Annotated in this window: 20 protein-coding genes and 1 riboswitch; of the genes, 9 read left to right on the forward strand and 11 right to left on the reverse strand. The window is 65.2% G+C overall.

Going from position 1 to position 24928, the window contains the following annotated elements; translation table 11 throughout:
- Positions 1–52 precede the first annotated feature (52 nt).
- The 4 genes from CFB17_RS18090 to gcvT all read right to left on the reverse strand — a co-directional run bounded on the left by CFB17_RS18090 (position 53) and on the right by gcvT (position 5435).
- Positions 53–883, reverse strand: a complete 831-nt coding sequence (locus CFB17_RS18090) for an aldo/keto reductase (protein WP_088562987.1) — start codon at positions 881–883, stop codon at positions 53–55.
- A gap of 92 nt (positions 884–975) precedes the next feature.
- On the reverse strand, positions 976–3861 hold the full coding sequence (gene gcvP, locus CFB17_RS18095; RefSeq protein WP_088562988.1) for an aminomethyl-transferring glycine dehydrogenase: 2886 nt from the start codon (positions 3859–3861) through the stop codon (positions 976–978).
- Between the two features lie 42 nt (positions 3862–3903).
- Complete coding sequence (gene gcvH / locus CFB17_RS18100; RefSeq protein ID WP_088562989.1) at positions 3904–4275, reverse strand: glycine cleavage system protein GcvH; 372 nt, start codon at positions 4273–4275, stop codon at positions 3904–3906.
- An 8-nt stretch (positions 4276–4283) separates the two neighbouring features.
- Entirely contained in the window at positions 4284–5435 is a 1152-nt protein-coding gene (gcvT, locus tag CFB17_RS18105; RefSeq protein WP_243389946.1) for a glycine cleavage system aminomethyltransferase GcvT, read from the reverse strand.
- 228 nt (positions 5436–5663) lie between these two features.
- Positions 5664–5763, reverse strand: a riboswitch (glycine riboswitch).
- Positions 5764–5890: 127 nt separating this feature from the next.
- On the opposite strand from gcvT, the gene CFB17_RS18110 reads away from it, so the two are divergent.
- Positions 5891–7105: a glycosyltransferase gene (locus CFB17_RS18110; RefSeq protein WP_133063956.1), complete on the forward strand. Its 1215-nt coding sequence runs from the start codon at positions 5891–5893 to the stop codon at positions 7103–7105.
- Between the two features lie 8 nt (positions 7106–7113).
- Here the strand turns inward: CFB17_RS18110 and CFB17_RS18115 are convergent, their stop codons facing one another.
- Positions 7114–7917: a methyltransferase domain-containing protein gene (locus CFB17_RS18115; RefSeq protein ID WP_088562991.1), complete on the reverse strand. Its 804-nt coding sequence runs from the start codon at positions 7915–7917 to the stop codon at positions 7114–7116.
- A 258-nt stretch (positions 7918–8175) separates the two neighbouring features.
- Here CFB17_RS18115 and CFB17_RS18120 point away from each other — a divergent pair, with 258 nt between their 5' ends.
- A complete protein-coding gene (locus tag CFB17_RS18120) occupies positions 8176–8349 on the forward strand; it encodes a DUF1328 domain-containing protein (RefSeq protein ID WP_088563013.1) in 174 nt (57 codons plus the stop codon).
- Positions 8350–8394: 45 nt separating this feature from the next.
- Here CFB17_RS18120 and CFB17_RS18125 read toward each other — a convergent pair whose 3' ends face one another.
- A complete protein-coding gene (locus CFB17_RS18125) occupies positions 8395–9195 on the reverse strand; it encodes a polyphosphate kinase 2 family protein (protein WP_088562992.1) in 801 nt (266 codons plus the stop codon).
- 128 nt (positions 9196–9323) lie between these two features.
- Between CFB17_RS18125 and CFB17_RS18130 the strand changes: the two genes are divergently transcribed.
- Positions 9324–9554 carry a histidine kinase dimerization/phospho-acceptor domain-containing protein gene (locus CFB17_RS18130; RefSeq protein WP_088562993.1) on the forward strand — a complete coding sequence of 77 codons (231 nt, stop codon included), beginning with the start codon at positions 9324–9326 and terminating at the stop codon, positions 9552–9554.
- Positions 9555–9835: 281 nt separating this feature from the next.
- On the opposite strand, the gene CFB17_RS19390 is transcribed toward CFB17_RS18130, so the two are convergent.
- Complete coding sequence (locus tag CFB17_RS19390) at positions 9836–10210, reverse strand: hypothetical protein (protein WP_165769704.1); 375 nt, start codon at positions 10208–10210, stop codon at positions 9836–9838.
- Between the two features lie 83 nt (positions 10211–10293).
- Between CFB17_RS19390 and CFB17_RS18140 the strand changes: the two genes are divergently transcribed.
- From CFB17_RS18140 to clpA, 3 genes are all read left to right on the forward strand, one after another.
- Positions 10294–10917 (forward strand): hypothetical protein, encoded by a 624-nt coding sequence (locus CFB17_RS18140; protein WP_088562995.1) that lies wholly within the window; start codon positions 10294–10296, stop codon positions 10915–10917.
- A gap of 252 nt (positions 10918–11169) precedes the next feature.
- Positions 11170–11496 (forward strand): ATP-dependent Clp protease adapter ClpS, encoded by a 327-nt coding sequence (gene clpS / locus CFB17_RS18145; RefSeq protein ID WP_088563014.1) that lies wholly within the window; start codon positions 11170–11172, stop codon positions 11494–11496.
- A gap of 59 nt (positions 11497–11555) precedes the next feature.
- On the forward strand, positions 11556–13880 hold the full coding sequence (gene clpA / locus CFB17_RS18150; protein WP_088562996.1) for an ATP-dependent Clp protease ATP-binding subunit ClpA: 2325 nt from the start codon (positions 11556–11558) through the stop codon (positions 13878–13880).
- A 1021-nt stretch (positions 13881–14901) separates the two neighbouring features.
- On the opposite strand, the gene CFB17_RS18155 is transcribed toward clpA, so the two are convergent.
- The 4 genes from CFB17_RS18155 to CFB17_RS18170 all read right to left on the reverse strand — a co-directional run bounded on the left by CFB17_RS18155 (position 14902) and on the right by CFB17_RS18170 (position 21262).
- Positions 14902–17274 carry a tetratricopeptide repeat protein gene (locus tag CFB17_RS18155; protein ID WP_088562997.1) on the reverse strand — a complete coding sequence of 791 codons (2373 nt, stop codon included), beginning with the start codon at positions 17272–17274 and terminating at the stop codon, positions 14902–14904.
- Positions 17261–19537, reverse strand: coding sequence for a tetratricopeptide repeat protein (locus CFB17_RS18160; protein ID WP_088562998.1), 2277 nt, complete (start codon positions 19535–19537; stop codon positions 17261–17263). The genes CFB17_RS18155 and CFB17_RS18160 overlap by 14 nt, the downstream gene beginning before the upstream one ends.
- Positions 19538–19640: 103 nt before the next feature.
- On the reverse strand, positions 19641–20771 hold the full coding sequence (locus CFB17_RS18165) for a GNAT family N-acetyltransferase (protein WP_088562999.1): 1131 nt from the start codon (positions 20769–20771) through the stop codon (positions 19641–19643).
- A 23-nt stretch (positions 20772–20794) separates the two neighbouring features.
- A complete protein-coding gene (locus tag CFB17_RS18170) occupies positions 20795–21262 on the reverse strand; it encodes a RidA family protein (RefSeq protein ID WP_088563000.1) in 468 nt (155 codons plus the stop codon).
- Positions 21263–21489: 227 nt separating this feature from the next.
- Between CFB17_RS18170 and CFB17_RS18175 the strand changes: the two genes are divergently transcribed.
- The 3 genes from CFB17_RS18175 to fba all read left to right on the forward strand — a co-directional run bounded on the left by CFB17_RS18175 (position 21490) and on the right by fba (position 24882).
- Positions 21490–22521, forward strand: coding sequence for an agmatine deiminase family protein (locus tag CFB17_RS18175; RefSeq protein WP_243389947.1), 1032 nt, complete (start codon positions 21490–21492; stop codon positions 22519–22521).
- 234 nt (positions 22522–22755) lie between these two features.
- Positions 22756–23685 (forward strand): phosphoribulokinase, encoded by a 930-nt coding sequence (locus CFB17_RS18180; protein WP_088563016.1) that lies wholly within the window; start codon positions 22756–22758, stop codon positions 23683–23685.
- A 114-nt stretch (positions 23686–23799) separates the two neighbouring features.
- Complete coding sequence (gene fba / locus CFB17_RS18185) at positions 23800–24882, forward strand: class II fructose-bisphosphate aldolase (RefSeq protein WP_088563001.1); 1083 nt, start codon at positions 23800–23802, stop codon at positions 24880–24882.
- Positions 24883–24928: the final 46 nt, after the last annotated feature.

The raw sequence follows: 24928 nt of genomic DNA on the forward strand, positions 1-24928 counted from the left end.
GCCAGCGGCCGCAACTCCCCCTCATTGTTCCAGCTGGCCGCGTTGGGACGTTCTAGAAGCTGGCCTTGTCGGGATCGGGTCCGATCCGGCCTGCGGGATCGTCCAGCTTGGCGATGGCGGCAAGATCGTCCTCGCCAAGCTTGATGTCGAACACGGCGAAATTCTCGACGATCCGCTCGGGCGTGACCGATTTGGGAATCACGATATTACCTACAGCCAGATGCCAGGCGAGGATGAGCTGGGCGGGTTTGCATCCATGCTTGCGGGCGAGCTCGACCAGGACTGGATCTTCCAGGATCTTGCCCTGGCCCAACGGACTCCAGGCCTCGGTGGCGATGCCGAGCTCGGCATGAACCGCGCGCAGCTTCTTTTGCTGGAAGCGCGGATGCAGCTCGATCTGGTTCAAGACGGGCTTGGTGCCGGTGGCATCGAGGATGCGGTTCAGGTGATCCGGCTGAAAGTTAGAAACGCCGATCGCCTTGGCCCGGCCTTCCTTCTTGAGCTCGACCAGTGCCTTCCAGGTCTCGACATAGAGCCCGCGATGCGGCGAAGGCCAATGGATCAGATAGAGATCCACATGATCGAGCTTCAGGCGCGAGAGGCTCTCGTCAAAAGCGCGTCGCGTCTTGTCGTAGCCCTGTGCCTCGTTCCAGACCTTGGTCGTCAGATAGAACGCGTCGCGGGCCAAGCCGGCATTGGCAAGGGCTTCGCCGACGCCGCGTTCATTGCCGTAGATGGCGGCCGTGTCGACATGGCGGTAGCCGACCGCCAGCGCCTTGCCGACCGCCGCCGCGGCGCCGTCGTCCGGTACCTGCCAGACGCCAAAGCCCAGCGATGGGATGGTCGAGCCGTCATTGAGCTTGTGATGAGGTTGGGTGGCCATGATGCATGTCCTTCGTCGATCGGGTCAAAGGCAGTCTCGGGGCTGGCCCTGGGACAACTACCCGGTAGCGCTGCATGATAGCAGGAAGTTGATCAATCGGCCGCGTCGGCATAATCCGCAACGGGCGGGCAGGAACAGGCGAGATTGCGGTCGCCGTAGGCATTGTCGACACGGGCGACCGGCGGCCAGTATTTGTCGATGCCGACGAAGGGTAGGGGGAAAAAGGCCTCTTCTTTGGAGTAGGGACGTTCCCAGCTCCCGAGAAGAAGGTCCGCCCGGTGTGGTGCGTGCTTTAGAAGATTGTTGGCGCGATCGACCCTGCCCTCCTCGATGGCGCGAATTTCCGCCCGGATCTGGATCATGGCGGCTATGAAGCGTTCAAGCTCTGACCGGTCCTCCGATTCGGTGGGCTCCACCATCATCGTGTCCGGCACCGGCCAGGACATGGTGGGGGCGTGGAAGCCATAATCAACCAGCCGCTTGGCTACGTCCTCGGCCGTGATCCCGGCGCTCTGCTTCAGCTGCCTGAGATCGATGATGCATTCATGCGCGACCAATCCACCCTGGCCCTTGTAGACAATGGGATAGTGGGGCGCCAGGCGGGCCGCCACGTAGTTGGCGTTCAAGATCGCCACCCTGGTGGCCTCGGTCAGACCCTCAGCGCCCATCATGGCGATGTAGGCCCAGGTGATGGGCAGGATGGAGGCGCTGCCGAAGGGCGCGGCCGAGACGGTGCCAACCTCGCTTTTGGCCGCCGGATTGACGCCTGCCACGACCGGGTGTGTCGGCAGGAAGGGCGCCAGATGGGCGGCCACGCCGATCGGCCCCATGCCCGGGCCGCCGCCGCCATGCGGAATGCAGAAGGTCTTGTGCAGGTTCATGTGCGAGACGTCGGCGCCGATCTCGCCCGGGCGGGCCAGGCCCACCAGGGCGTTGAGGTTGGCGCCGTCCATGTAGACTTGGCCGCCCGCGGCGTGGACCAGCTCGCAGATTTCCTTGATCCGCGCCTCGAAGACGCCATGCGTCGAGGGATAGGTGATCATGAGGGCCGCCAGCGCCGGCCCATGCCGGGCCAGCTTGGCCTCCAGGTCCACGAGGTCGACATTGCCGGCCGCATCGCAGTCGACGACGACGACCTCCATGCCCGCCATGACCGCCGAGGCTGGGTTCGTGCCGTGCGCCGAGGCGGGGATGAGGCAGATCCGGCGATGCGCCTCGCCCCGGCTCTCATGCCAGGCGCGGATGACGAGCAGGCCCGCATATTCGCCCTGGCTGCCGGCGTTGGGCTGCAGGGAGACAGCGGCAAAGCCCGTGATCTCGGCCAGCCAGGCTTCGAGATCGTCGTACAGCCGACGATAGCCCTTCTGCTGCTCCTTGGGCGCGAAGGGGTGGATGGCGGCAAAGCCCGGATCGGAGACCGGCATCATTTCGGCCGCAGCGTTCAGCTTCATGGTGCAGGAGCCCAGCGGAATCATCGAGCGGTCAAGAGCTATGTCCTTGCCCTGGAGGCGGCGGAGATAGCGCATGAGCTCGGTCTCGCTCCGGCAGCCGTGGAAGACCGGATGTTCGAGATAGGTGCTTGTGCGCTGGAGGGCCGGGGGGATTCCCTCGGGTGCCTTCGCGTCCAGGATGCGGGTGTCGGCGTCCGCCAAGCCCAGCGCCGACAGGAGTCCCTGGAGCTGGGCCGGTGTCGTCGTCTCATCCAGGCTGATGCCGAAGCGGTCGGCATCGACCGGGCGAAGATTGAAGCCCTTGGCCTCGGCATCGGCGACGAGCCCCGCGGCCCGGCCCGGTGCCAGGACGGTCAGCGTGTCGAAGAAGGTGTCGTTCTCAAGCTTGAGGCCCGACTGGACGAGGCCGGCCGCCAGGGCGCCGGTCAGGCGGTTCACGCGGCTGGCGATCCGCTTTAGGCCTTCGGGCCCGTGCCAGACGGCGTACATGCCGGCAATGACCGCCAGCAGCACCTGCGCCGTACAGATATTGGAGGTGGCCTTCTCGCGGCGGATATGCTGCTCGCGGGTCTGCAGCGCCATGCGCAAGGCGGGCTTGCCCTGGGCATCGACCGAGACACCGATCAGTCGGCCGGGCATGGCGCGCTTATAGGCATCGCGGACGGCGAAGAAGGCGGCGTGCGGGCCGCCGGCCCCCATGGGCACGCCAAAGCGCTGGGCCGAGCCCAGGACGATGTCGGCCCCGAGCTCGCCCGGTGGCGTCAGGAGCGTCAGTGCCAGAAGGTCGCTGGCCACTGCGACCAGGGCACCTTCCTTGTGCAGCGCCTCGATGGCCGGCGTCGGGTCGACAAGGGCGCCGCTCGAGCCCGGATAGGAAAGAAGCGCGCCAAAGCAGCGCATCCGGCCGATGTCGCTGGCCGCTGCCGTAACGATCTCGATGCCCAGGGGACGTGCCCGGGTGCGAAGGACGGCCAGGGTCTGGGGATGCGTGTCGGCATCGACCACGAAGACATCGCTCTTGGCCTTGGCCTGGCGGCGGATCATTGTCATGGCCTCGGCCGCCGCCGTGCCTTCATCCAGCAGCGAGGCGTTGGCCAACGCCATGCCGGTCAGGTCGGCCACCATCTGCTGCCAGTTGAGCAGCGCTTCCAGCCGCCCCTGGCTGACCTCGGCCTGATAGGGCGTATAGGCCGTGTACCAGCCCGGATTCTCAAAGAGGTTGCGTAGGATGACGGGCGGCGTGAACGTGTCGTAATAGCCCATGCCGATCATCGAGACGCGGCGCTCGTTCTGCGCGGCGATGTCGCGAAGTGCCGCCAGGGCCTCCTGCTCGGAAAGCGCGGGCGGCAAGGCCAGCGGCCGCGTGGTGCGAATGGCAGCCGGCACCGCGTTGTCGATCAGAGCGGCCAGCGAGGGCTGGCCCAGTTCCTTGAGCATCGCCGCCTTGTCGGCCGGACGCGGCCCGATATGACGGCCCTGGAATTCGCCGGCCGGCAGGAGGGATGAAAGGGTCTGGCGCGTGGGCATGGAGGCGGTCTCGACCTGGACGGCTTGGGGATGAGGAGCGGATCAGAGCGAGGCCACGAAAGCGTCGTAGGCTTCCTTGTCCATGAGCTCGCCGAGCTCGCTCTGGTCGGTAAGGGTGAGTTTGAAGAACCAGGCCTCCCCCTCGGCATCCTCGTTGACGAGCGATGGTGTGGCTTCGAGGGCGGAATTGGCCTGGATGACCGTGCCGGAGACCGCGGCATAGACATCGGAGGCCGCCTTCACGCTCTCGACCACGGCTGCCTCCTTGCCCTTGGTCAGCACCTTGCCGGCCTCGGGCAGCTCGACGAAGACGACATCGCCCAGTTGGCCTTGTGCATGGTCGGTGATGCCGACGGTGGCCACGTCGCCATCGACCTCGACCCATTCGTGATCCTTGGAATAGTAGCGTGTCATGAGCGACCTCAGCGGTGGTAGCGATGGGGGACGAAGGGAAGGGCGACGATCTCGGCCGGCAGTGAGCGACCCCGGACGTCGAGCTGGATCTCGGTGCCGATCTCGGCGGCGTTCGTCACCACATAGCCAAGGGCCACGGGCGCGCCGACGCTGGGGCCATAGCCGCCGCTGGTCACCTTGCCGATCGGGGCCCCGGTGACACTCTGGATCTCGGTACCGGCCCTGGCCGGCGCGCGGCCGGTCGGGCGGACACCGACGAGCTTGCGCTCCGTGCCCTCCCTGAGCTGGCGCAGAATGACCTCGTGGCCGGCAAAGCCGCCTTCCTCGCGGCGCCGCTTGCCGATCGTCCAGGCGAGATCCGCCTCGATCGGCGTGCGGGTGGCATCGATATCGTTGCCATAGAGGCAAAGTCCGGCTTCCAGCCTCAGCGAATCGCGCGCCCCCAGGCCCGCTGCCTCCACCTCCGGTGCTGCAAGGAGCAAGCGGGCAAGGTCCGTGGCCTGCTCGGCCGCCAAGGAGATCTCGAAGCCGTCCTCGCCGGTATAACCCAGGCGAGAGACCCGGGCCTCGATCATGCCCAGCTTGAGATCGCAGCCCTCCATGAAGCGTAGCTGCATGACGCGCGGATTGAGGCGGGCCAGAACCTGTGCCGCCAGTGGCCCCTGCAGGGCCAGGAGAGCGCGGTCGGCGAGCGCCTCGACCTCGCAGGTCGTGCCAAGCTCGGCCTTGATGTGGGCAAGGTCGGCAGCTCCGGTCGCGGCATTGGCGACGATATAGAGATGATCCTCGGCATTGGTGACGATCAGATCGTCGAGAATGCCGCCCGCGTCATTGGTCAAGAGCGTGTAGCGGGCGCGATTGGGGGCCAGGTCCTTGATGTTGCCGGGCACCAGGCGCTCGAGGCCGAGCGCGGCATCGGGGCCGGCGACCTTGATCTGCACCATGTGCGAGACGTCGAAGAGGGCGGCCCCGGAGCGGCACTGCAGGTGCTCGGCCATGATGCCTGCCTGGTACTGGATCGGCATCTCGTAGCCGGCGAAGGTGACGAATTTCGCCCCCAGCTCCCGATGCAGCTCAAAGAGCGGTGTCCGCCGGGCCGTTGCCGATTCCTGCTCGCTCACGATCATCTCCTCGCCGCGCGCCAGGCGGCGCGCGTCCATGCATGCTCGAGGTGGCTGCTCTCGCCGCGCACCTTCGCGCTGCCGTCCATCGACGATGGACGGCAGCGATAGGGATTCATCGACCCGGGCGTCCGGCCTTGCCGGAACCGCTCACGCCGTTGCCCCCTCTGTCATGGACCTGAGAGATTCGAAGACGTCGCGATCCGTCTTCTCCCCGTCGGTGGGGCGGCCGATCAAACCGGCCAGCCCGCTCTCCAGAGCGTTCGATGCCCATGCGCGGTCCTTTTGCCTGAGAGTTTCCGGGGCGGTTGCTCCTTCGGCGCCACGACCCCCCTCCCGGGGTCGCGGTCTCTCCCACGCGGGCTTACAAACTGCGACATTGTGTATCGCCATTGCAAGGACGCCGCAAGTCCAAGCGCGGCTCGCGATGAGTTGATGGAGCGCAAGCCCAGGCCGCGGCGTTTCAGGCCCGATAAGCCAGCCGGAGCGCCTCCTTGAGCAACAACGACCGAGCATCAGGTCCCAGGACGATGCGACTTTGCCGACCATCCACCCTCGTCGTCGCCATCCCGGTGCGCGACGAGGTGGAGCGTATAGGCAGCTGCCTCGCGGCATTGGCGGCCCAACAGGATGCGCCGCCATTCACCGTCGTTCTTCTTCTCAATAACTGCCGCGACGGCACGGCCGAATTGGTCAAGGCGATGCGTCCGGCTTTGCCGTTCGTACTCGATCTGATCGAAGTCGATCTTCCAGCGGCGATCTCTCATGTAGGAACGGCTCGGGCGCTGGCCATGGAACGCGCGGCCGAGCTTGCCGGGGCAAACGGGATCCTCTTTGCTACCGACGCGGATGGCGAAGTGGCGCCGGACTGGATCCGGCGCAACCTCCTTGCCTTCGAGAGGGGCGTGGAGGCAGTGGCCGGACGGTCGGTGGTGACGTCCATCGAGCACCCGGATTTCCCGCCCGAGCTTGTGGCCGACAATGAGGTGGAAGAACGCTACGCCGACCTCCTGGATGCGATAGGCGACTTCCTCGATCACGAACCCTACGATCCCTTGCCTCGCCACACACAGCATTCCGGTGCAAGCATCGCCGTCACCGTCGCCGCCTATCGTCGCGCGGGTGGCGTACCTCGCATTCCCTCCGGCGAAGACCGCGCCTTCTTCGATGCACTTCGCCGCGTCGACGCCAAGCTCCGACATGATGAGTCCGTCTATGTCACCGTTTCCGGCCGCGTTGTCGGTCGTGCGCCAGGCGGCATGGCGGATACGATCCGGCGCCGCTTGGTGCGCCAGGATGAGATGCTGGATCGGAAGTTCGAACGGGTGGATGCGCGCGTGGCGCGCTATGCGGCGCGCGCCCGGCTTCGCAAGTGCTGGCAGAGGGAGGGGGCGGAATTCTACAAATTGTGTCGGCGACTGGGTATTTCTGCGGAGAATGCCCGCCTGATCCGTGCTGCCCCCTATATGGGCACCGCCTGGGCGTGGCTCGAGACGCATAGTCCGAGGCTTGCCTGGAAGGCGATGCGACGGGACGAGCTGCCATTCCAGATTCAGCGAGCGGAGCGGGCCCTGGCCATTTTGCACGCCGAGAGGGCCCGCGCTACGGCGGGCGGTGGCCGCACGATCTTGCGCCTTGCGCCCATGTCAGGCGGTTTGGCGGCGAGCCGTGATCCTGGCTGGAGCGTCACCGAGCCGGGACTCGTCTGATCGCGAGGTCAGCCGCGATGGTGCTTGCTTCGGCTCTCGTCGCGATCGCGCGCCGCCAGGGCGATCTCCGGGATGGCGGTATAGCGGCGACGGCGTGCCTTGTTGGCGGAAAGCGGCACGATGGCCGTGGGCGCCATCACGCTCTTGCGTGCCTCCACGATGACGATGCCTGAGAGCTCGGGCGCCACCTGCTGGACGATGCGCTCGATGCGCATCGCCATGCTGGGCCAAATGCGCGCCACGCTTGGCGGCGCGAACAAGGCGCGGGCCTCGCCGCAGGGCTCGAAGAGGTGCTGCGCGAAGGTGCGCTTGAGTTGCTGCATCGTGTAGGGTCGCCCCTGGCCGAACGGCGTCCGCTCGCTCCAACACCAAAAGCCGCGACGATTAGGCACCACGGCCAGGACGCTGCCGCCATCGGCGGTGATTCGCCAGGCCTCCCGTAGGAGTCGCTTCAAATGGAGCGAGTTCTCCAGAGCGTGGATGAGGACCACCCGGTCGGCTACGCCATCGGCGATGGGCAGATCGTCGTCGGGGATCAAGGCCAGTCTCTGGCGAACCGCATCCTCATAGACCCGGCCCAATTGCCGCCCGGCCAGGAAGCCCGGTGCCGCAAGGCCGGAAGGGAGCAGAGAGATAGCGCGCTCCGCCTCGGGAAACCCGTTAACGAAGCCGCCCAGATAGCCGATCCCGACCAGCGTCCTGCCGGACATGTCGCCGAGCAGCCGGCGCAGTTGCGCGGCGATCAGGCGTCGCGCTAGCTGACCGCCGCGCGTGTCGTAGAAGGCATGAAGATGCTCGATCTCAGCTTTCATGACACCGCCCTTCACCCGTTTCGCCGCACTTTGGCGGCCGTCCAGCGCTAGAACGTCGATCCTGTTCGAGATGGATCAATCGAGGCGCGGGCGCAAGCCGTCTCGCAGGTGCGCCTGGGCAGTCTATACCAGCGACAATTGTAAAAAACCTGTTTGCGGTCGCAACGCTCGGCCGCGCGGCTCGTTAATGGCCGGTCGAAGCGCGGGCCGGCAACGAGACATGCCGCGCCATAACCTTATCCGGTTTTGGATCCTACCATGCTCAAATGGGCGATTATTTTCTTCATCATCTCGCTGATCGCGGGCTTTTTCGGTTTCACCGGCATAGCCGGGGCCTCCCGCGGCATCGCGAAAGTGTTGTTCTTCATCTTTGTCGTCATCTTCCTGGTCTTCCTCGTGATGACCTTGATGGCGGGCTCGATTATCCTCTAAGGACGCCCCTCGGTTCCGGAGGCACGCTCGTGCTTCCGGTCCCTCTCAGGCCTGGGCGGCGACCAGATCCTCGATCTGCTTGGCCAGGGCTTCGGAGATTTTCGGCGGCGAAAGATCGATGCCGCGCCCCAGCCTGTCGGCGATCTCGTTCAGGGCCGTGACCCGGCCGAACCATTTGTAGTTCGCGTTGACGATGGTCCAAGGCGCACGCTTGGTGGATGTCTGCTCGAACATCTTCGCAATATAAGGCAGATAGCGGTCCCACTTCTCGTGGTTGCGCAGGTCGTCCGCAGTGAGCTTCCATCGCTTGTAGGGATCGTCGAGACGCTCCTTGAAGCGCTTGAGCTGCTCGTCGGGCGTGATGTGGATGAAGAGCTTGACGAGCCTGATGCCGTCGGCCAGCAGCATCTTCTCGAAATCGTTGATCTCGCCATAGGCCCGCGCCACGACCTTGGGCGCAGTGAGGCCCTCGACGGGCTCGACGAGCACCCGGCCATACCATGAGCGATCGAAGATCGAGATCGTGCCTGCTTCCGGGATGCGCCGCCAGAACCGTTGCAGATAATGCTCGCCCTTCTCGGCGGCGCTGGGGGCGGAAATGGGCCAGACCCGAAAGGCGCGGGGATCAAGCTTGGTGGTCAGGCGGCGGATGATGCCGCCCTTGCCCGCGCAGTCCCACCCCTCGAGCAGAACGAGGCCGCGCAGGCCCTTGTCGAGATAGCTCTGCTGTACCGCCAATAGTCTGGTCTGGGCACGCGCCAGCTCTTTCTCGAAGGTTGCCTTGTCCTTGAGCTTGGGGTGATGATCAGGATTGTTTAAAAGCTTTTGCTTGTTTGTCTTGGCCAATCTTCCGTCCTTCTGACCTGGATGTGAACAGCTTCTATCGATCGTTAAGAGGTTGGAAAGGAAGCGGCGCTAGTATCGATCTCCGGCCTTGCCCCCGGAACCGACGAGCCAACGATAGGAACGCAACGGTGGCCCCTCTTCGCAAAGATCACCTTTGGCCAGCGACGCCCCAACGGGACGTTCTGGCGCCGCACGATGTACGGACGCCGCTCCACGCGATTAAAGGTAATCTCGAGATCGTTCTGTCCGATACCGGTTTGGCGCTTCCGGCCCAGGCCAGGCATTCGCTGGCACAGATCCTCGAGGCCACCGCCGAACTGGAGCGGGCCCTGGCTCGGGCCGGCCTCCTTGGGGCTTAGCAAGCGGGTCCCGGGATCCTTGAGCGGCGCTTTGCGTGCCCTGACGCACACAATGCGGCCGCAAATGGCAGGCAAAGTCCGTGGCGTGGCGAAAAATAGAGGGTGGCGGCTTGCTATTTTCTTCGGTCTGAGTAGTGGTGGATAGAAATTGGGCCGCACGCTGGTGCAGAGCGTTCAAGGCAAGCGAAGGCGGGGCGACGGCGATCGGAGCTGCCCTTGTCTTTATCATCGGTTGGGATGAGCGCGCTTGCATAATGCGTGACACTCTATCGTGGTCACGCCTATTGCCCCTGGAGGATAGTGACCTGGAGCTGGAAGGCGTGATCGGGGAACGGGCGCCGCCACCAGGAGCATGATTGCGGCGACCCGAAGAGCGTGCGGGCGATGATGGGATCGCGACAGACCACTTGATCGACCGCGGGTATTCCCGGAAGGTTCGGTGCCAACTCGGACATCGGCCGCCATCCGGGCGCCCCCGATGGGTTGTCCGCTGCCAGTTTGTCGCCGGCGTGCAGGAAAGCGACGTCGTCTTCATCCCGCGAAATCGCGAGGAAGACGACGTTTTCAGCACGATGTCCGGAAGCGTCCGGATCCGCCGCCTCGGTGGGCCCTTGTCGTGCTGGATTGGCGGCTGTGACGGTCGGCCACTGCCTCAAGCGTGGCCGTTCCATGTGATCCCTCTCTGCTTTTGGAGGGATCGTTCTTTGGTCTCGACGAGAGGTCTATGAAAGACAGATCGATGTTTCCGTTTCGCCGCGGCAACAGCAAGAAGCGCGGCAAAGGCGGCGGTGGCAACGGCGGTGGCGGTGGCAACAACGCCAACATGCCGCGTCGTCATCAGGGCAATCCCCGGCGCGTGCCAGGGTCCGCCGGCGAATTGCTGCCGCTCCTGCAGCCGACCACCAAGGCGCTGGCCCAGGTTCTGGCTGGCAACACGCGGGCGTCCGGTCAGGTCGTTCATGCCCGCAATATCCTCTCGCAGGCGCAAAGGCTGATTGACGAGCGCCAGGTCGACCGCATGGCACCCGTACATCGCGAGGAGTTTCTCGAGCAGGTCGCTAGGCTGCGGCTGACGTTGGCCGACGCCGAGGAGGACGATTATCAGGACGAGGCCGACAGCGACCCTGTGCCCAAGCCCGCGCATCGGCCACTGACGCCGGAGCGGCTGCGCGAGCTGGCCTTGAGTCTGGCCGGCCCGGCCGAGCCGCCGGTCGCCGCGGCCGAGCCCGAGAGCGAGCCGGAAACGCTGGTCGAGGTCGAGGCGCCTGCCGCACCCGTCATGATCGAGGATGCCGTCGAGCGCAGTGACATCAAGGCCGGCTCGCCTCGCTCCGCGCGGCTGCGTCTGCGGACGGAAGGCTGATCACAGGATCGCGCAAGGCGCGCCATCCTCTAGATGATGCGTGCATGGTTCTTGGATGCCTTGCCCAACCCGTTCGCCATACCCATGTCCTCGTAAGGAAGGCATGCGGACCAGTCGTTCGTCCTTCCTGGTCGCGCCCGGAGCGGGACCAGGGCCGGGTGCGCCGGGCGTGGGAAAAGGATTTGTCTCAGGCATGGCATGCTCTAAGATTTGGGCATCGCTCGATATGCGTCACGGTTTCAAGGCTTGTTCATGAGCGACGATCGGACGGACGGTAAAGACGGGGACAAGGGCGAGATCGCCACCAAGACGCGCACGCGCGTCCAGCGTCCCTCGTTGTACAAGGTGTTGCTCCTGAACGACGACTACACGCCAATGGAGTTCGTCGTTCTGGTGCTTGAAAAGTTTTTTTCCAAGAGCCGCGAAGACGCCACGCGGATCATGCTGCACGTTCATCAAAAGGGCGTGGGTGTCTGCGGGGTCTACACCTTCGAGGTCGCGGAGACGAAGGTGGCTCAGGTCATCGAGTTTGCCCGTCAGCACCAGCATCCCCTACAATGCACCATGGAAAAGGAATGAGTTCGACGCGGAGCGGCGGCTCCGACCCGGACTCCTAGACGGGACGAACATTGATGCCGATGCTGTCGCGTACCCTTGAGAAGACCCTTCGCCGGGCCCTTGCCCTGGCAAACGCCCGACAGCACGAATACGCCACGCTCGAACATTTGCTTCTTGCCCTGGCCGAGGATCAGGATGCGCTGGCGGTGCTCAAGGCCTGTGCCGTCGAAGTCGACGACCTGAAGCGCAGCCTGACCGAATTCGTTGACCAGGAACTGACCGGGCTGGTCGTCGAGGGTGTCGTCGACGCCAAGCCCACAGCCGCCTTCCAGCGCGTGATCCAGCGCGCCGCAATTCATGTCCAGTCCTCGGGCCGCGGCGAGGTGACGGGTGCCAATGTGCTGGTCGCCATGTTCTCCGAGCGCGAGAGCCACGCGATCTTCTATCTTCAAGAGCAGAACATGTCGCGGCTCGATGCCGTGAACTACATCAGCCACGGCATCGCCAAGAAGCCGGGCATGGGTGAGCAGCGAGCCGTGAAAGGTGCCGACGAGAAGGAAGAGGAGAAGCGCGACGGGACGGGCGAGGCGCTCAAGACCTATTGCGTGAACCTCAACGTCAAGGCGCGCGACGGGCGCATCGACCTGCTTGTCGGCCGCGACCAGGAGATCGAGCGCACGATCCAGATCCTGTGCCGCCGCTCGAAGAATAACCCGCTTTTCGTGGGCGATCCGGGCGTCGGTAAGACGGCCATAGCCGAGGGCCTCGCACTACGGATTATCAAGGGCGAGGTCCCGGACGTCCTCAAGGAATCCGTGATCTTCGCGCTCGACATGGGAGCGCTTCTGGCGGGTACCCGCTATCGGGGCGATTTCGAGGAACGTCTGAAGGCCGTCATCACCGAGCTTGAGGCGGACCGCCGTGCGGTCCTCTTCATCGATGAGATCCACACGGTCGTCGGCGCCGGGGCGACGAGCGGCGGTTCGCTCGATGCCTCCAACATTCTCAAGCCAGCGCTGGCCAATGGCAGCCTGCGCTGCATCGGCTCGACGACCTACAAGGAATTCCGCAACTATTTCGAGAAGGATCGGGCACTCGTCCGTCGCTTCCAGAAGATCGATGTGCCCGAACCCTCGGAAGACGAGGCCGTGCAGATCCTCGCGGGCCTGCGGCCAAGCTTCGAGACTCATCACGGCATTAAATATACCGATGGCGCGCTCAAGGCAGCGGTCAAGCTCGCGACCCGCTATATCCATGACCGCAAGCTGCCCGATAAGGCGATCGACGTCATCGACGAGGTCGGTGCGGCCCAGATGCTCAAGCCTGAGACGCAGCGGCGCAAGGTCGTGGGGACCAAGGAGATCGAGGAGATCGTAGCCAAGATCGCGCGCGTGCCGATCAAGGCTGTCAATGCGCGCGACAAGGAAGCGCTGAAGTCGCTGGACAAGGATCTGAAGGCCGTGGTCTACGGCCAGGATGAGGCGATCGAGGCGCTAGCATCGGCGATCAAGCTCAGCCGGGCCGGCCTGCGCGATCCGCAAAAGCCGATCGGCTCCTATCTGTTCTCGGGCCCGACCGGCGTCGGCAAGACCGAGGTCGCAAGGCAGCTGGCCAAGATCATGTCGATCGAGCTCACGCGCTTCGACATGTCGGAATACATGGAGCGGCATGCTGTCTCGCGCCTGATCGGCGCGCCGCCCGGCTATGTCGGGTTCGATCAGGGCGGTCTCCTGACCGATGCTGTCGACCAACACCCGCACACGGTCCTTCTCCTGGACGAGATCGAGAAGGCGCATCCCGACGTCTTCAACATCCTTTTGCAGGTGATGGATTACGGCAAGCTCACCGATAATAACGGCAAGACGGTCGATTTCAGGAACGTCATCTTGATCATGACGACCAATGCCGGTGCCTCGGACATGAGCAAGCCGGCCATGGGCTTTGGCGCCAGTGCCCGGACGGGCGAGGATACCGAGGCGATCAAGCGGATCTTCACGCCCGAGTTCCGCAATCGGCTGGACTCGATCATCCCCTTCAGAGGCCTGACCTTCGAGATCATCGCCTCGGTCGTCGATAAGTTCGTCAAGGACCTGGCAGCTCAACTGGCCGACCGGCGTGTCACCATCGATCTCGACGAGGATGCACGTACTTGGCTGGCCGAGAAGGGCTACGATCCGCTCTACGGCGCAAGGCCACTCGGCCGCGTCATCCAGGAGCATATCAAGCGCCCGCTGGCCGACGAACTGCTCTTCGGCAAGCTCGCCAAGGGTGGGAAGGTGAAGGTCGGCATTGAGGACGACAAGCCCGTCTTCACCATCGAGAGTGCCACGCCGCGAAGCCGGTCCACCAAAGTCGACGAGGACGAGTCGATCGCCGAGCTGCCGGAACCCGAGCCGGCCGACTGACGTCTCGGGGGAGTCGGACGCCGTCCTTGGCCGTGGCCCCGGCAGGCCAACTGGCATCCATCGTGAGGACGAGCCGTCGACATGCGGTCAGGGTCTTGCGCAAAGATGGCATTGTCGAGCCGACACCGATCGGCCGGTCGACGATGCCATCCATGGCCTGGAAGTGACGCTAGGCCTTGAGAGGAAGGCGATCGGCCCGACCGAGTCAGTGTCCCCGTCGGACGGCACGAGATGACCGCCGGCCGGCAGGCGGTACGTCGAACCACGCGCTACCGGTCCGGCAGGTGAGTAGCCCGAAAAGCGCCCAGTTCGCGACCATCGGCCTTTGTGGTCACTGGCGTGGCGCGTCGGGCTGGCACTCCAGCGATGGATGCTTGGCGGAAGGAAAAGCGGCCCGGTCGGCAGGCATCCCCCGTCCGTCCGCATCCGTCCGAGCCTGATGCCGGAGGAGCGGAGCCTGCCGACGCATCCCCAACGCCTGATATGCCGGCGGGCAGTCGGTCGCAAGAGATCTGCGAGGCGACAAGTGGCCGGCCATCTAATTGGATAGGCGGCGAACGGAGGCACTCCAAGATCCTGTCTGGCAGCAATATCCTGCCCATCGATCCCCTATTTTGATGCTCAACCATGCCAATGCCTGCCGTGCTGTCGCTCGCGGGCGCCGGGATGGGGCCTGCCATGGTGTTCGCTAATCTTGCGAGCCTTGAAGCCTGAGGCTTGCCGGCCCGGGGCGCGGTAGGGCGCAAGGCGGCCCAAGGTGATCGGCATGATGATCGTCCGCGGGTGCCGGCTTTGTCGCGGCGGACGAAGCGCTGCCCATCACGATTGCCCGCATATGTCTCGCCCATGGCGGTCCGGGCCATTTGGGCTTTTGGTCGGCGCGGGGAGGGTGACGGGAGGCCATGCCGTCCCACCCGCCAAGACGGTGGCGGGCGAGGGCGTTTTCCTGCGGCTCGGTCGGTCGCCGCTTGGTGTGCGCTCGGCGAGCGTCCGAGGTCGTGGCCAGGCCCGCTGCCGCCGGTCAAGCCGGCACGTCGAAGCTCTTTGGCGGCAGGCCCTGTTCATGGCGTTGCCACATGGTCTGGTAGGCAGCCTCGAGATGGCGGGTGAACATCGACGTGTTGAACAAAGGCGCAGTTTGGCGATTGCCCCGCAGTCGCGCCTTAAGGGCGTTCAAGCGCCGAGGCTGCGTTGCCAGCTGGTTCGCCAAGGCCAGATAGGCTTCGAGCGAATCGGTAACGAGTTCGGGAAGGTCCAGGGCATGCAGGACTCCCGTGGCGACGCGGCCGGCGAAGTTAGTGCCCGTGCAAGTAAGTAGAGGCACGCCCGCCCAGAGCGCATCGCTTGCGGTCGTGTGGGCATTGAAGGGCAGCGAATCGAGAAAAAGATCCGCCAGCCCCAGACGGGCCAGATTTTGCGCCTGCGCCAGGAAAGGTGCGAAGACGAGCCGCTCGGGCGCCACGCTTCGCGCGCTGGCCTCGCGCCGCAGATTGAGCGCCACCGTCTCGTTGCTCCGCAGCAGCCAGAGGACGCTGTTCGGCGTGTCGCGTAGCAGGTCCATCCAGGCTTCGAACATGGCAGGGTTGAGCTTGGCGGCGTTGTTGAACGAGCAGAAGACGAAGGCGTCCTCCGGCAGGCCGCATTGGGCGCGCGTCGGCCTCTCGGCGGCGATGACGCGCTTGTCGTCATTGGGCTGGTAGGAGAAGGGCAGGCGGGCGACCTGCTCGCTGTAGCAGGCCTCGTCCGCCGGCGGCACGATGTGCCGGTCGGCGATGAGATAGTCGAGATAGGGTGCGCCGAGCGTGCCGGGATAGCTCAGATAATTGACCTGCAAGGGGGCCGGCCGATGGGCGAAGATGTCCAGGCGGGCATCGGCGGTATGGCCGTTGAGATCGACCGCGATGTCGATCTCCATCTCATGCATCAGCCGCGCGATGGCCGACACGCCCATCGCGCGGACATCGACGAAGCGCTCGAAGGCGCTGCGCACGCGGTCCTGCAGGGGATCTTGGCTGTCGGGGCCAAAAGAGATGGCAAGTGTCTCGAACCGGTCGCGGTCATGCTGCTCGAAGACGCCAGCCATGAGCTGCGCGGTGACATGGTCGTTAAAGACAGTGCCCACATAGGCCAGCCTTATCCGCTCATGGCGGTAGCGCTGACCCCGCCAGAGCGGGGGCCGGGCCGGATGGCGTCGCCTGACGGTGGCCTCTGCGACGCGGAGATCGTCTTGAGGCCCACGCGACCATAGGAGCGCGACGAAAGGTAGGGCGACCGGGCGGCCAGCATCGATGCCGGCCAGGGTTCGCTCAAGCAGCTCGTCATAACCCTGCCAGTCGCAGGAACGCAGGCGGGCGGCCAGCAGGCTGCCTTGCGCATAGTCATGGTCAGGCGCGAGTTCAACCAGACGCGCGAAGATCAAAGCCGCATCGTCGTGACGCTTTAGCCGCACCAGGAGATTGCCCAGGCTGGAAAGCGTGCCGGTCGAGGCGGGCCGCAGTTCCAGCGAGCGCACGTAGCAGGCAAGCGCATCGCCGACGCGACCCAGGGATTCCAGCGCGGTGCCGAGATTGGTCCAGGCGGTGGGGTCTTCCGGTGCCACGGCCAGTGCCCGCTCGTAGCAGGTCTTGGCCTCGGCGAAACGCTCGAGGTCGTGCAGCACGTTGCCGAGATTGGTGAGCAGGGCCGGGTGCGAGGGCAACGCCGCCAGGGCTTGTTCATAACATTCGCGGGCTTGCTCGAGACGGCCAAGGGCCACCAGCACGATGCCGCGATTACTCAAGAGTGCTCCGTCACCAGGCGCTGTCGCCACCGCCTCGTCATGCGCCAGGAGCGCTTCCTCGTGCCGGCCCAGCGCGTGCAGGACATTGCCTCGGCTGGATAGCACCGAGCCCAGCCGCAGGCCGGCCGCCAGAACTTGGTCGTAGCCTTCCAGGGCCTCGGCAAATCGCTGTAACTGCTGCAGGACATTGGCGCGGTTGACCCTGGCCTCCAGCCCGTCGGCATCCAGGGCCAGCGCCGTGTCATAGGCCAGGACGGCCTGCTCGGCCTGGCCGCTTTCGGCCAGGAGATTGCCGAGCAGGAAATGCGGCCGGGCGTCGTCGGGCCAGAAGGCCAGCAGCCGGCGAACGGACGAGATGCCCTCCTCGACCCGCCCGACCGCCGCCAGGCAAAGGCCCAGGAGATGCAGGGCGTCGGGCTGCCTCGGCTCGCGGTCCAGCACCGCGCGGTAGAACCGCTCCGCCTCGGTCAGGTTGCCCGCCTGGTGATGGGCCAGGGCATCGTGCAGCAGTTCCTCGACGAACGAGGTCGGCGGTCCGGGTGGCAAAACGGCCGCGAAAGCCGGGCGAGGGCCAGTCTGCGGCATCGGGCTCGAGGCGAGCTCAGGCGGGGACATCGAAGCTCTCAGGCGGCATGCCGGCTTCGGCGCGCTCCCACATCGTGGTATAGGCACGCTCGAGATAGCGGGTGTGGCGCACCGTGTCGAAGAGAGGAGCTTTGCCGCGGTTCAGCCAGAGAGCGAGTCTTAAGGTTCTGAGACGATCGGCATCCAAGGCCAGCTCGCGCGCCAGGGTCTCGTAGGCCGCAAGGTCGGGGGTCGCCAGCTCGGGCAGGCCGATGGCATGGAGGACGCTGGTGGCGACGCGGCCGGCGAAATTGCCTCCCGTGCAGGTGATCAAGGGCAGGCCGACCCAAAGCGCGTCGCTGGCGGTGGTGTGCGCGTTGAAGGGGACGGCATCGAGGAACAGATCGGCGATCGAGAGACGAGCCAGATACTGCTCGGGTATGACCGGGTCGGCAAAGACCAACCTCGCCGGATCGATGCCACGGGCAAAGGCCTCGCGTCGCAGATTGTCGGTGGCCCGCGAGGCCGTCTTGAGCAACCACAGAACGCTGCCAGGCACGCTTGCCAAAAGGCGCATCCAGCAGTCGAAAAGTGCTGGATTGATCTTCATCACCGCATGCATGGCGCAAAAGACGATACCGTTGGCTGGCAGGCCGCATGAGGCCCGAGTCGGTGGCTGGGCAATGGGCCGCTGATCGTCGTTCGGCTGGTAGCTGAAGGGCAGCCTTGCCGCATTCTCGGTGAAGAAGGGCTCGTCCTCGACCGGCAGGACATGTCGGTCCGCCAGGATATAATCCATATAGGGGAGCGCCATCGTCATCGGATTGGCCAGATAGCTCACCTGAACCGGCGCTGAGCGGTGGGCGAAGATATTGATGCGGTTGCCCTTGGTGTGGCCGTTCAGATCGACCGCTATGTCGACCTCGTGGTCGATCATTGTTTGCGTGATCGTCGCCGTATCGGCCGAGGCCAGCGGCAGGAAGGTGCCAAAGAGCCCTTTGAGCGCCGCCCGCTTGCTGTCCTCCGGGCCGGCCCAGAGGTCGATCGCCAGAGTCTCGAATCGGTCGCGATCGTGGCTGGCGATGACGCCTTGCATCAGCTGCGCGGTCACATGGTTGCGAAAATCCGAACTCACATAGGCAAGGCGGATCCGGCTGTGGCGATAGGGCCTGCCCCGCCAGACCGCGGGCAGCGGCGGCAGCGTCCTGGCCACCGCGCCGGCGACCAGACGATCGTCCTGGGCCCCCCTGGACCAGTAAAGCGAGTTGAACGGCAGGCTGACCGCGCCGCCGGCATCGGTCGCCGCCTGGACGCGACCGAGCAAGCTGGCATGGTCGTGCCAGTCGGCATGGCGCAAGCGGAGTGCCAGCAGGTTGCCGAGGACGTAATTCCGCCCTGGCGCGATCGCCGTCGCCCGCTCGAATGCGGCCTCCGCCTCGTCGTACCGTTCGAGTTCCAAGAGCGTGTTGCCGAGATTGGTCTGGATGGCGGGGTCGCCGGGCGCCAGTTCGCGGGCGCGCTCATGAAAGCCGAGCGCCTTGGCAGCACCGTCTGCGACCAATCCACGACTGCTCCAATGCTCGGAGCAGTCGGGCTCGAGGGCGATGGCGGCATCGAAGGCCGCCGCTGCCTCGTCCACACGCTCCAGCGCGTGCAGCGCGTTACCCCGCTTGGCCAGGAGGGCGGCCGCCTGGTCGCCCAGTTCCATGGCGCGATCGTAGCAAACGAGCGCTTCGTCGGGCCGCGCCAGCGCGCGGAGCACAGTGCCGCGATTGCTCCAGAACTTGGCGATGCCGGGCGCCATTGCGACGGCGCGATCCTGCGAGACAAGTGATTCGTCCAACCGGCCCATGCCCATGAGGGCGTTGCCGTGGTCCGACCAGACGCTGGCGATCTTGTCGTTCAGCGCCAGCACCCGCTCGTAATCGGCAAGTGCCTCATCGTAGCGGCGGAGAGCAAAAAGCGTATTGCCTCGATTGGCCAGTGCCTCGACGAAATCCGGCCGGACCTGCAGCGCCCGGTCATAGGCAAAGAGCGCCTCAAGCAGGCGGTCGTGGCAGCGCAACATGTCGCCAAGCGTGCGCAGCGCAAGTGCGAACCGCGGCTGGAGGTGGATCGCGCGCTGGACGTAGACCAGGCCGTCCTCGGTCAGGCCGCGTTCGTGCAGGCTCAACCCGAGGAGGTGCAGCGCGTCCAGATGGCGCGGCTGGCGGCGTAAGATCGCCCGATAGATCTTTTCAGCCGCTGAGAGACGGCCGGCCCGGTGGTGGTCGAGACCCTCGTGAATGGGATCGATCTTGGCTCTCTGCGCCATAAGCCTTCCTTGCCGCAGGCCGGATCACATCGGCCCATTGCCCGAAAGGATAAGGTCAGGCGCTTAACGCCCGGTTAACGCCCGATGTCCCGGCCGGGTCGCATCAGGCCTCGTTCGGCCGGCGAAAAGGCAGGAGCTCGCGGGAGGCCTCGATCTGTTCGTCCATCGCCGTTCGCTCTTCCTTCAAGAAGCGCTCGACGGCGCTCCGAAAAGCGGGCTCGCGGAGATAATGCGCGCTGAAGGTCGGCACGGGCTCGTAGCCGCGCATGAGCTTGTGCTGGCCTTGCGCGCCAGCCTCCACCCTGGCGATCTTGTGCGCGATCGCGAACTCGATGGCGGCATAATAGCAGCACTCGAAATGCAGGAAGCGATAATCCTCGAGGCAGCCCCAAAGCCGGCCATAGAGGGTATCGCCGCCCCAGAGATTGAGGGCGGCGCCGACGATCTGGCCTTCTTTGCGCGCGACGACGTAGACGACGCGCTGGCGGAGCCCGTCGGCCAGGCCGCGAAAGAAGCGGCGGGTGAGATAGGCCTGGCCCCAGCGTTTGTCGATCGTCGAGAGATAGAAGGGGTGAAACCCGGCCAGCGTCGCCGCGTCCAGTTGGTCGCCATGCAGGACCTCGACCTCGATGCCGGCCTTTTGGACCGCCTCGCGCTCCTTCCTGATCATCTTGCGCTTTTGGCTGCGGCAGGCGTCGAGAAAATCCTGGAAGTCTCGATAGCCGCGATTATGCCAGTGGTACTGGATGCCGCGCCGCTCGAGGAAGCCTGCTTCGGCCAGCACTCGGCTTTCCTCCTGGCCGCAGAAGGTGACGTGCAGCGAGGAGAGGGCGTAGGCCTCGGGCAGCCCCGCCAGCACCCCCGCCAGATCGCGCCTCGCCGCCTCGCTGGTGGCCAGGAGGCGGGGGCCGGGAACGGGGGTGAACGGCACCGCGCATTGCAGTTTCGGGTAATAGCTGCCGCCCGCGCGCTGCAAGGCGTCCGCCCAGCCATGGTCGAAGACGTATTCGCCCCATGAATGGCTCTTGGCAAAAAGCGGTGCGGCCGCGACGGGCTCACCTTCGTTCTCGACCAGCACGTGGATCGGCTGCCAGCCGGTCTTCGTCGCCGCCGACCCGCTCTGCTCGAGCAGTGCCAGGTAATCGTGGCGGATGAAGGGATCGTCGCCCGGGATCAGGCTGTCCCAGGCGGACGCCTCGATCTCCTTGATTCCGGCCAGCAGGCGCGCTTGCAAAGGGCCTCGTTCCTTGAAAAGGCTCAGGCGATCTCGAAGGTCCCGTCGACCTCGACCGCGGCGCCAAAGGGAAGTCCAGCCACCCCGACAGCGAAACGTGCATGGCGGCCGCCATCGCCCATCGCCGCGACGATGAGGTCGGAAGCCCCGTTGATCACCTTGGGATGCTCGCTGAAATTGGGGGTGGCGTTGACGAAACCACCAAGCCTGAGGCAGCGCCGGGCCCGGCCGAGATCGCCGCCGCAGGCCGCCTTGAGCTGGGCCAGGATGTTGAGCGCGCAGATCTTGGCGGCTTCCTGGCCGGCATCGACCTCGACGCTCTCGCCGAGCTTGCCGAGCACGGCCACCTTGCCGTCCTGCATCGGCAATTGCCCAGAGATGTGGACGATATTGCCGCTGACTGTCCAGGGCACGTAATTGGCAGCCGGTGCCGCCGCGGCCGGAAGGCTGAGGCCTAATTCGGCGAGCTTCGTTTCGATTGAACTGCTCATCAGCTGAGTTCCTCCCATCCTGGCTGCAAGATCCCTTGTGGTTCGAGACTTAGGCCGTGCCCGCTGGCCTGACCAGCCATCGTCGCGCCATGAGGGCATGCCCTGAACGCTGTGGCGAGGCACCTTGCACGTTGCGCCGGCGGCCGCCTCGCGGCAGAGTCCGTGCCCGAGTGATCGCCGCGTGCGCATGCGAAGCATGGGTGGCCCGCCTTGAGAGGAGATTGCCCTTGAGTTCCCAAACGCCACGCGACCTCGGCTTTCACATGCCAGCCGAATGGGAGCCGCATCAGCGCTGCTGGCTCGCCTGGCCGGTCCGCGAGGCGATCTGGGGCGGTCATATCGAGGAGGCGCGACGGGTGACGGCCGAGATCGCCCAGGCCATCGCCGCGTTCGAGCCCGTCTCGATCATCACCGAGCCCGAGAATGCGGCCGACGTCTCGCTGCTCGCCAAGGGTGCCAATATCAGCGTCGTCTCGATGACGCACGACGATAGCTGGACTCGCGATTCAGGCCCGACCTTCATTACAAGAGCCGATGGGATCCTGGGCGGTGTCGACTGGCGTTTCAATGCCTGGGGGCAGGTCTATGAGAACTATGCCCAAGATGCCCTCATGGCGCGACGGATCCTCGAGCATGTGGGGGCAGAGCGTTTCGAGGCGCCGATCGTGATGGAGGGCGGTGCCTTGCATGTCGACGGTGCCGGCACCTGCCTGCTTTGCGAGACCTCGGTACTCGACCAAAGGCGCAATCCCGGCCTCGAACGGACGGATATCGAGCGGGTGCTGCGCGATTATCTGGCGATCGAGAAGTTCATCTGGCTGCCCTTCGGGCTCGTTGACGACGAGACCAGCGGTCATATCGACAATCTCGCCTGCTTCGTTCGGCCGGGCACCATCCTGGCGCTTTCGAGCGACGATCCGAGCGATGCCAATTATGCCGGCCTGGAGACCAATCTCGAGATCCTGCGCGGGGCGACGACGGCTGGCGGCCAGGCGATCGAGGTCGTCACCGTGCCGCAGCCCAGGGCGCAATTGGACGAGCAGGGCCGGAGGCTGACCTACTCCTACATCAATTTTTATATCGCCAATGGCGGCATCGTCATGCCGGGCTTCGCCGATCCCGCCGATACCACGGCCCACAAAACGCTATCTGGTCTCTTCCCCGATCGCCGCGTGGTCCAGATCGAGGTGCGAGATCTGTTGCGTGGTGGCGGCGGCATTCACTGCATCACCCAGCAGCAGCCAGCCCTGGCGACCTGACCCTGGCGGCACCAGCCCCATCGGGCAGGGTGCCGCCCACCCTTAAGATATTGCGGACCACCCGAACGCCTGTTTCTGGGCGGCCTTTGTCTTGGCACGTTCCTGCCCACGAGCAAGAAGATGGTGGGAGGCCGACATGCCGGCTGCACGGCGCGAAGGGGCGAAGGGAGGCACAGAAAGGCTGCCTCGTCGCTGGTCGTCGCACATCATCCGGCCGGGCCAGGTGGCCTGACGATGCCGCGCACCACGACGCTCGGCCGGCCGGTTATCCTGGGTATCGTCGGCGATAGCGCTGCCGGCAAGACGACGCTCACGAGCGGCATCGCCCAGATCCTGGGGCCGGCCAGAGTGGCCACGATCTGCACCGACGATTACCACGCCTTCGATCGTAGGGAGCGGGCCGAGAACGGCCTCTCCGCCCTGGATCCGCGCTGCAACCATATGGATATCCTGGAACAGCATTTAAGGCTGCTGCGCCAGGGCCAGCCGATCTTGAAGCCCGTCTACAACCATGAGCGCGGCACGCTCGACCGACCGGACTACATTGCGCCCAAGCCTTACATCATTGTCGAGGGGCTGCTCGGCTACGCCACGCGGGCGATGCGCGATTGCTATGACGTCAAGGTCTTCCTCGATCCCGATCCCAAGCTCCGCATCCGCTGGAAGGTGAAGCGGGACACGGAGCGGCGCGGCTATACCCGCGACGAGGTGATGTGGGCGCTCGACAAGAGGCGCTTCGACAGCCCCACGCATATCGAGCCGCAGCGCACCTTCGCCGACATCATCATCAATTTCTTTCCGCCGCTGGAGCAGATGGAGGAATCAGGCGCGCATTTGAACGTGCGCCACATCCTGCGTCCGACGCTGCCGCACCCCGATCTCACGCCCATTCTCGGGATGAGTGCGCAGTCCGGGCTGCATCTGGAACTCTCGCGCGACACTGACGGCAAGCCCGTCGATGTCCTGGAGATAGCGGGCACGATTCCCGAACGCCGGGCCTTGAAGGTGGAAGATTTGCTCTGGGCGCTCATCCCCGAGGCCAGCCAGATGCGGGCCCGGCTGGGTGCCTATGACGGGCCGGCGATGAGCCATCCCTTGGCCCTGACGCAGTTGTTCATCGCCTATCACATGCTCATGGCCGCAGAGGGCATCCACGCGGTCTGAGCAAGCATCGTGCCTCGTCACGACCGTCCCTGCGAAAAGGGCCGGCCGCCGTACCGGCCAAGGGGTCGACCGGCCGTCGAGACAGCCACCAAGAGCTAAAAGGGAGCAGCTTACATGGCCCTGATCAGCCTTCGTCAATTGCTGGATCACGCCGCTGAGGAAACCTACGGCGTGCCGGCCTTCAACATCAACAACATGGAGCAGCTGGTCGCCATCATGCGGGCGGCACAGCGGACCAACGCCCCCGTCATCCTCCAGGCCAGTCGGGGGGCTCGGTCCTATGCGGGTGACGTCATGCTCAAGCGCATGGTGCAGGCCGCCGTCGAGACCTGGAGCGAGATCCCGATCTGCCTGCATCAGGATCATGGCAACGAGCCGGGGACCTGCCTTTCGGCCATCCAGTTCGGCTTTACCTCGGTGATGATGGACGGCTCGCTCGAGGCGGACATGAAGACCCCCGCCACCTACGACTATAATGTCAACGTCACGAGCGAGGTCACCCGCCTGGCGCATGCGGTGGGCGTCTCGGTCGAGGGCGAGCTCGGCTGCCTGGGCTCGCTCGAGACCGGCATGGGCGAGGCCGAGGACGGCGTCGGCGCCGAGGGCAGGCTCGAGCGCGACCAGTTGCTCACCGACCCGGACCAGGCCCTCGATTTCGTCACGCGCACCAAGGTCGACGCGCTGGCCGTTGCCATCGGCACCAGCCACGGCGCCTACAAGTTCACGCAAAAGCCGACCGGCGACACGCTTGCCATGGACGTCGTCAAGGCGATCCACGAGCGACTCCCCTCGACACATCTCGTCATGCACGGCTCCTCGAGCGTGCCGCAGGAGCTCCAGGCGCTCTTCAACGAGTTTGGTGGCGAGATGCCCCAGACCTGGGGCGTGCCGGTCGAGGAAATCCAGGTCGGCATCAAGCACGGTGTCCGCAAGATCAACATCGACACCGACTGCCGCCTCGCCATGGCCGCGCATTTCCGCAAGGTCGCCTTCGAGAAGAAGGCCGAGTTCGATCCGAGGAACTTCCTCAAGCCCGCCATGGCCGAGCTCGACAGGCTTTGCGCCCGGCGCTTCGAGGAGTTCGGCGCGGCCGGCAACGCCGCGAAGATCAAGCCTGTCCCGCTCGCGGAGATGGCGATCCGCTATCGAAGCGGCTCTCTCGATCCGGCGACCAGCGCGTCGGCGCTCGCGGCCTGACCCGCCAACATTCTCCCAATGACGCCCTCATCTGAAGGAAGCTGAG

Source organism: Arboricoccus pini, assembly GCF_900187945.1.
In the GTDB taxonomy this organism is placed as follows: domain Bacteria; phylum Pseudomonadota; class Alphaproteobacteria; order Geminicoccales; family Geminicoccaceae; genus Arboricoccus; species Arboricoccus pini.

Coding starts and splice junctions, on each gene's coding strand:
- CFB17_RS18090 (WP_088562987.1), bottom strand. CDS start 883: ATGGCCACCCAACCTCATCACAAGCTCAATGACGGCTCGACCATCCCA.
- clpA (WP_088562996.1), top strand. CDS start 11,556: ATGCTGTCGCGTACCCTTGAGAAGACCCTTCGCCGGGCCCTTGCCCTG.
- CFB17_RS18140 (WP_088562995.1), top strand. CDS start 10,294: ATGTTTCCGTTTCGCCGCGGCAACAGCAAGAAGCGCGGCAAAGGCGGC.
- CFB17_RS18180 (WP_088563016.1), top strand. CDS start 22,756: ATGCCGCGCACCACGACGCTCGGCCGGCCGGTTATCCTGGGTATCGTC.
- CFB17_RS18160 (WP_088562998.1), bottom strand. CDS start 19,537: ATGGCGCAGAGAGCCAAGATCGATCCCATTCACGAGGGTCTCGACCAC.
- clpS (WP_088563014.1), top strand. CDS start 11,170: ATGAGCGACGATCGGACGGACGGTAAAGACGGGGACAAGGGCGAGATC.
- gcvT (WP_243389946.1), bottom strand. CDS start 5,435: ATGGACGCGCGCCGCCTGGCGCGCGGCGAGGAGATGATCGTGAGCGAG.
- CFB17_RS18120 (WP_088563013.1), top strand. CDS start 8,176: ATGCTCAAATGGGCGATTATTTTCTTCATCATCTCGCTGATCGCGGGC.
- CFB17_RS18155 (WP_088562997.1), bottom strand. CDS start 17,274: ATGTCCCCGCCTGAGCTCGCCTCGAGCCCGATGCCGCAGACTGGCCCT.
- CFB17_RS18115 (WP_088562991.1), bottom strand. CDS start 7,917: ATGAAAGCTGAGATCGAGCATCTTCATGCCTTCTACGACACGCGCGGC.
- gcvP (WP_088562988.1), bottom strand. CDS start 3,861: ATGCCCACGCGCCAGACCCTTTCATCCCTCCTGCCGGCCGGCGAATTC.
- gcvH (WP_088562989.1), bottom strand. CDS start 4,275: ATGACACGCTACTATTCCAAGGATCACGAATGGGTCGAGGTCGATGGC.
- CFB17_RS18170 (WP_088563000.1), bottom strand. CDS start 21,262: ATGAGCAGTTCAATCGAAACGAAGCTCGCCGAATTAGGCCTCAGCCTT.
- fba (WP_088563001.1), top strand. CDS start 23,800: ATGGCCCTGATCAGCCTTCGTCAATTGCTGGATCACGCCGCTGAGGAA.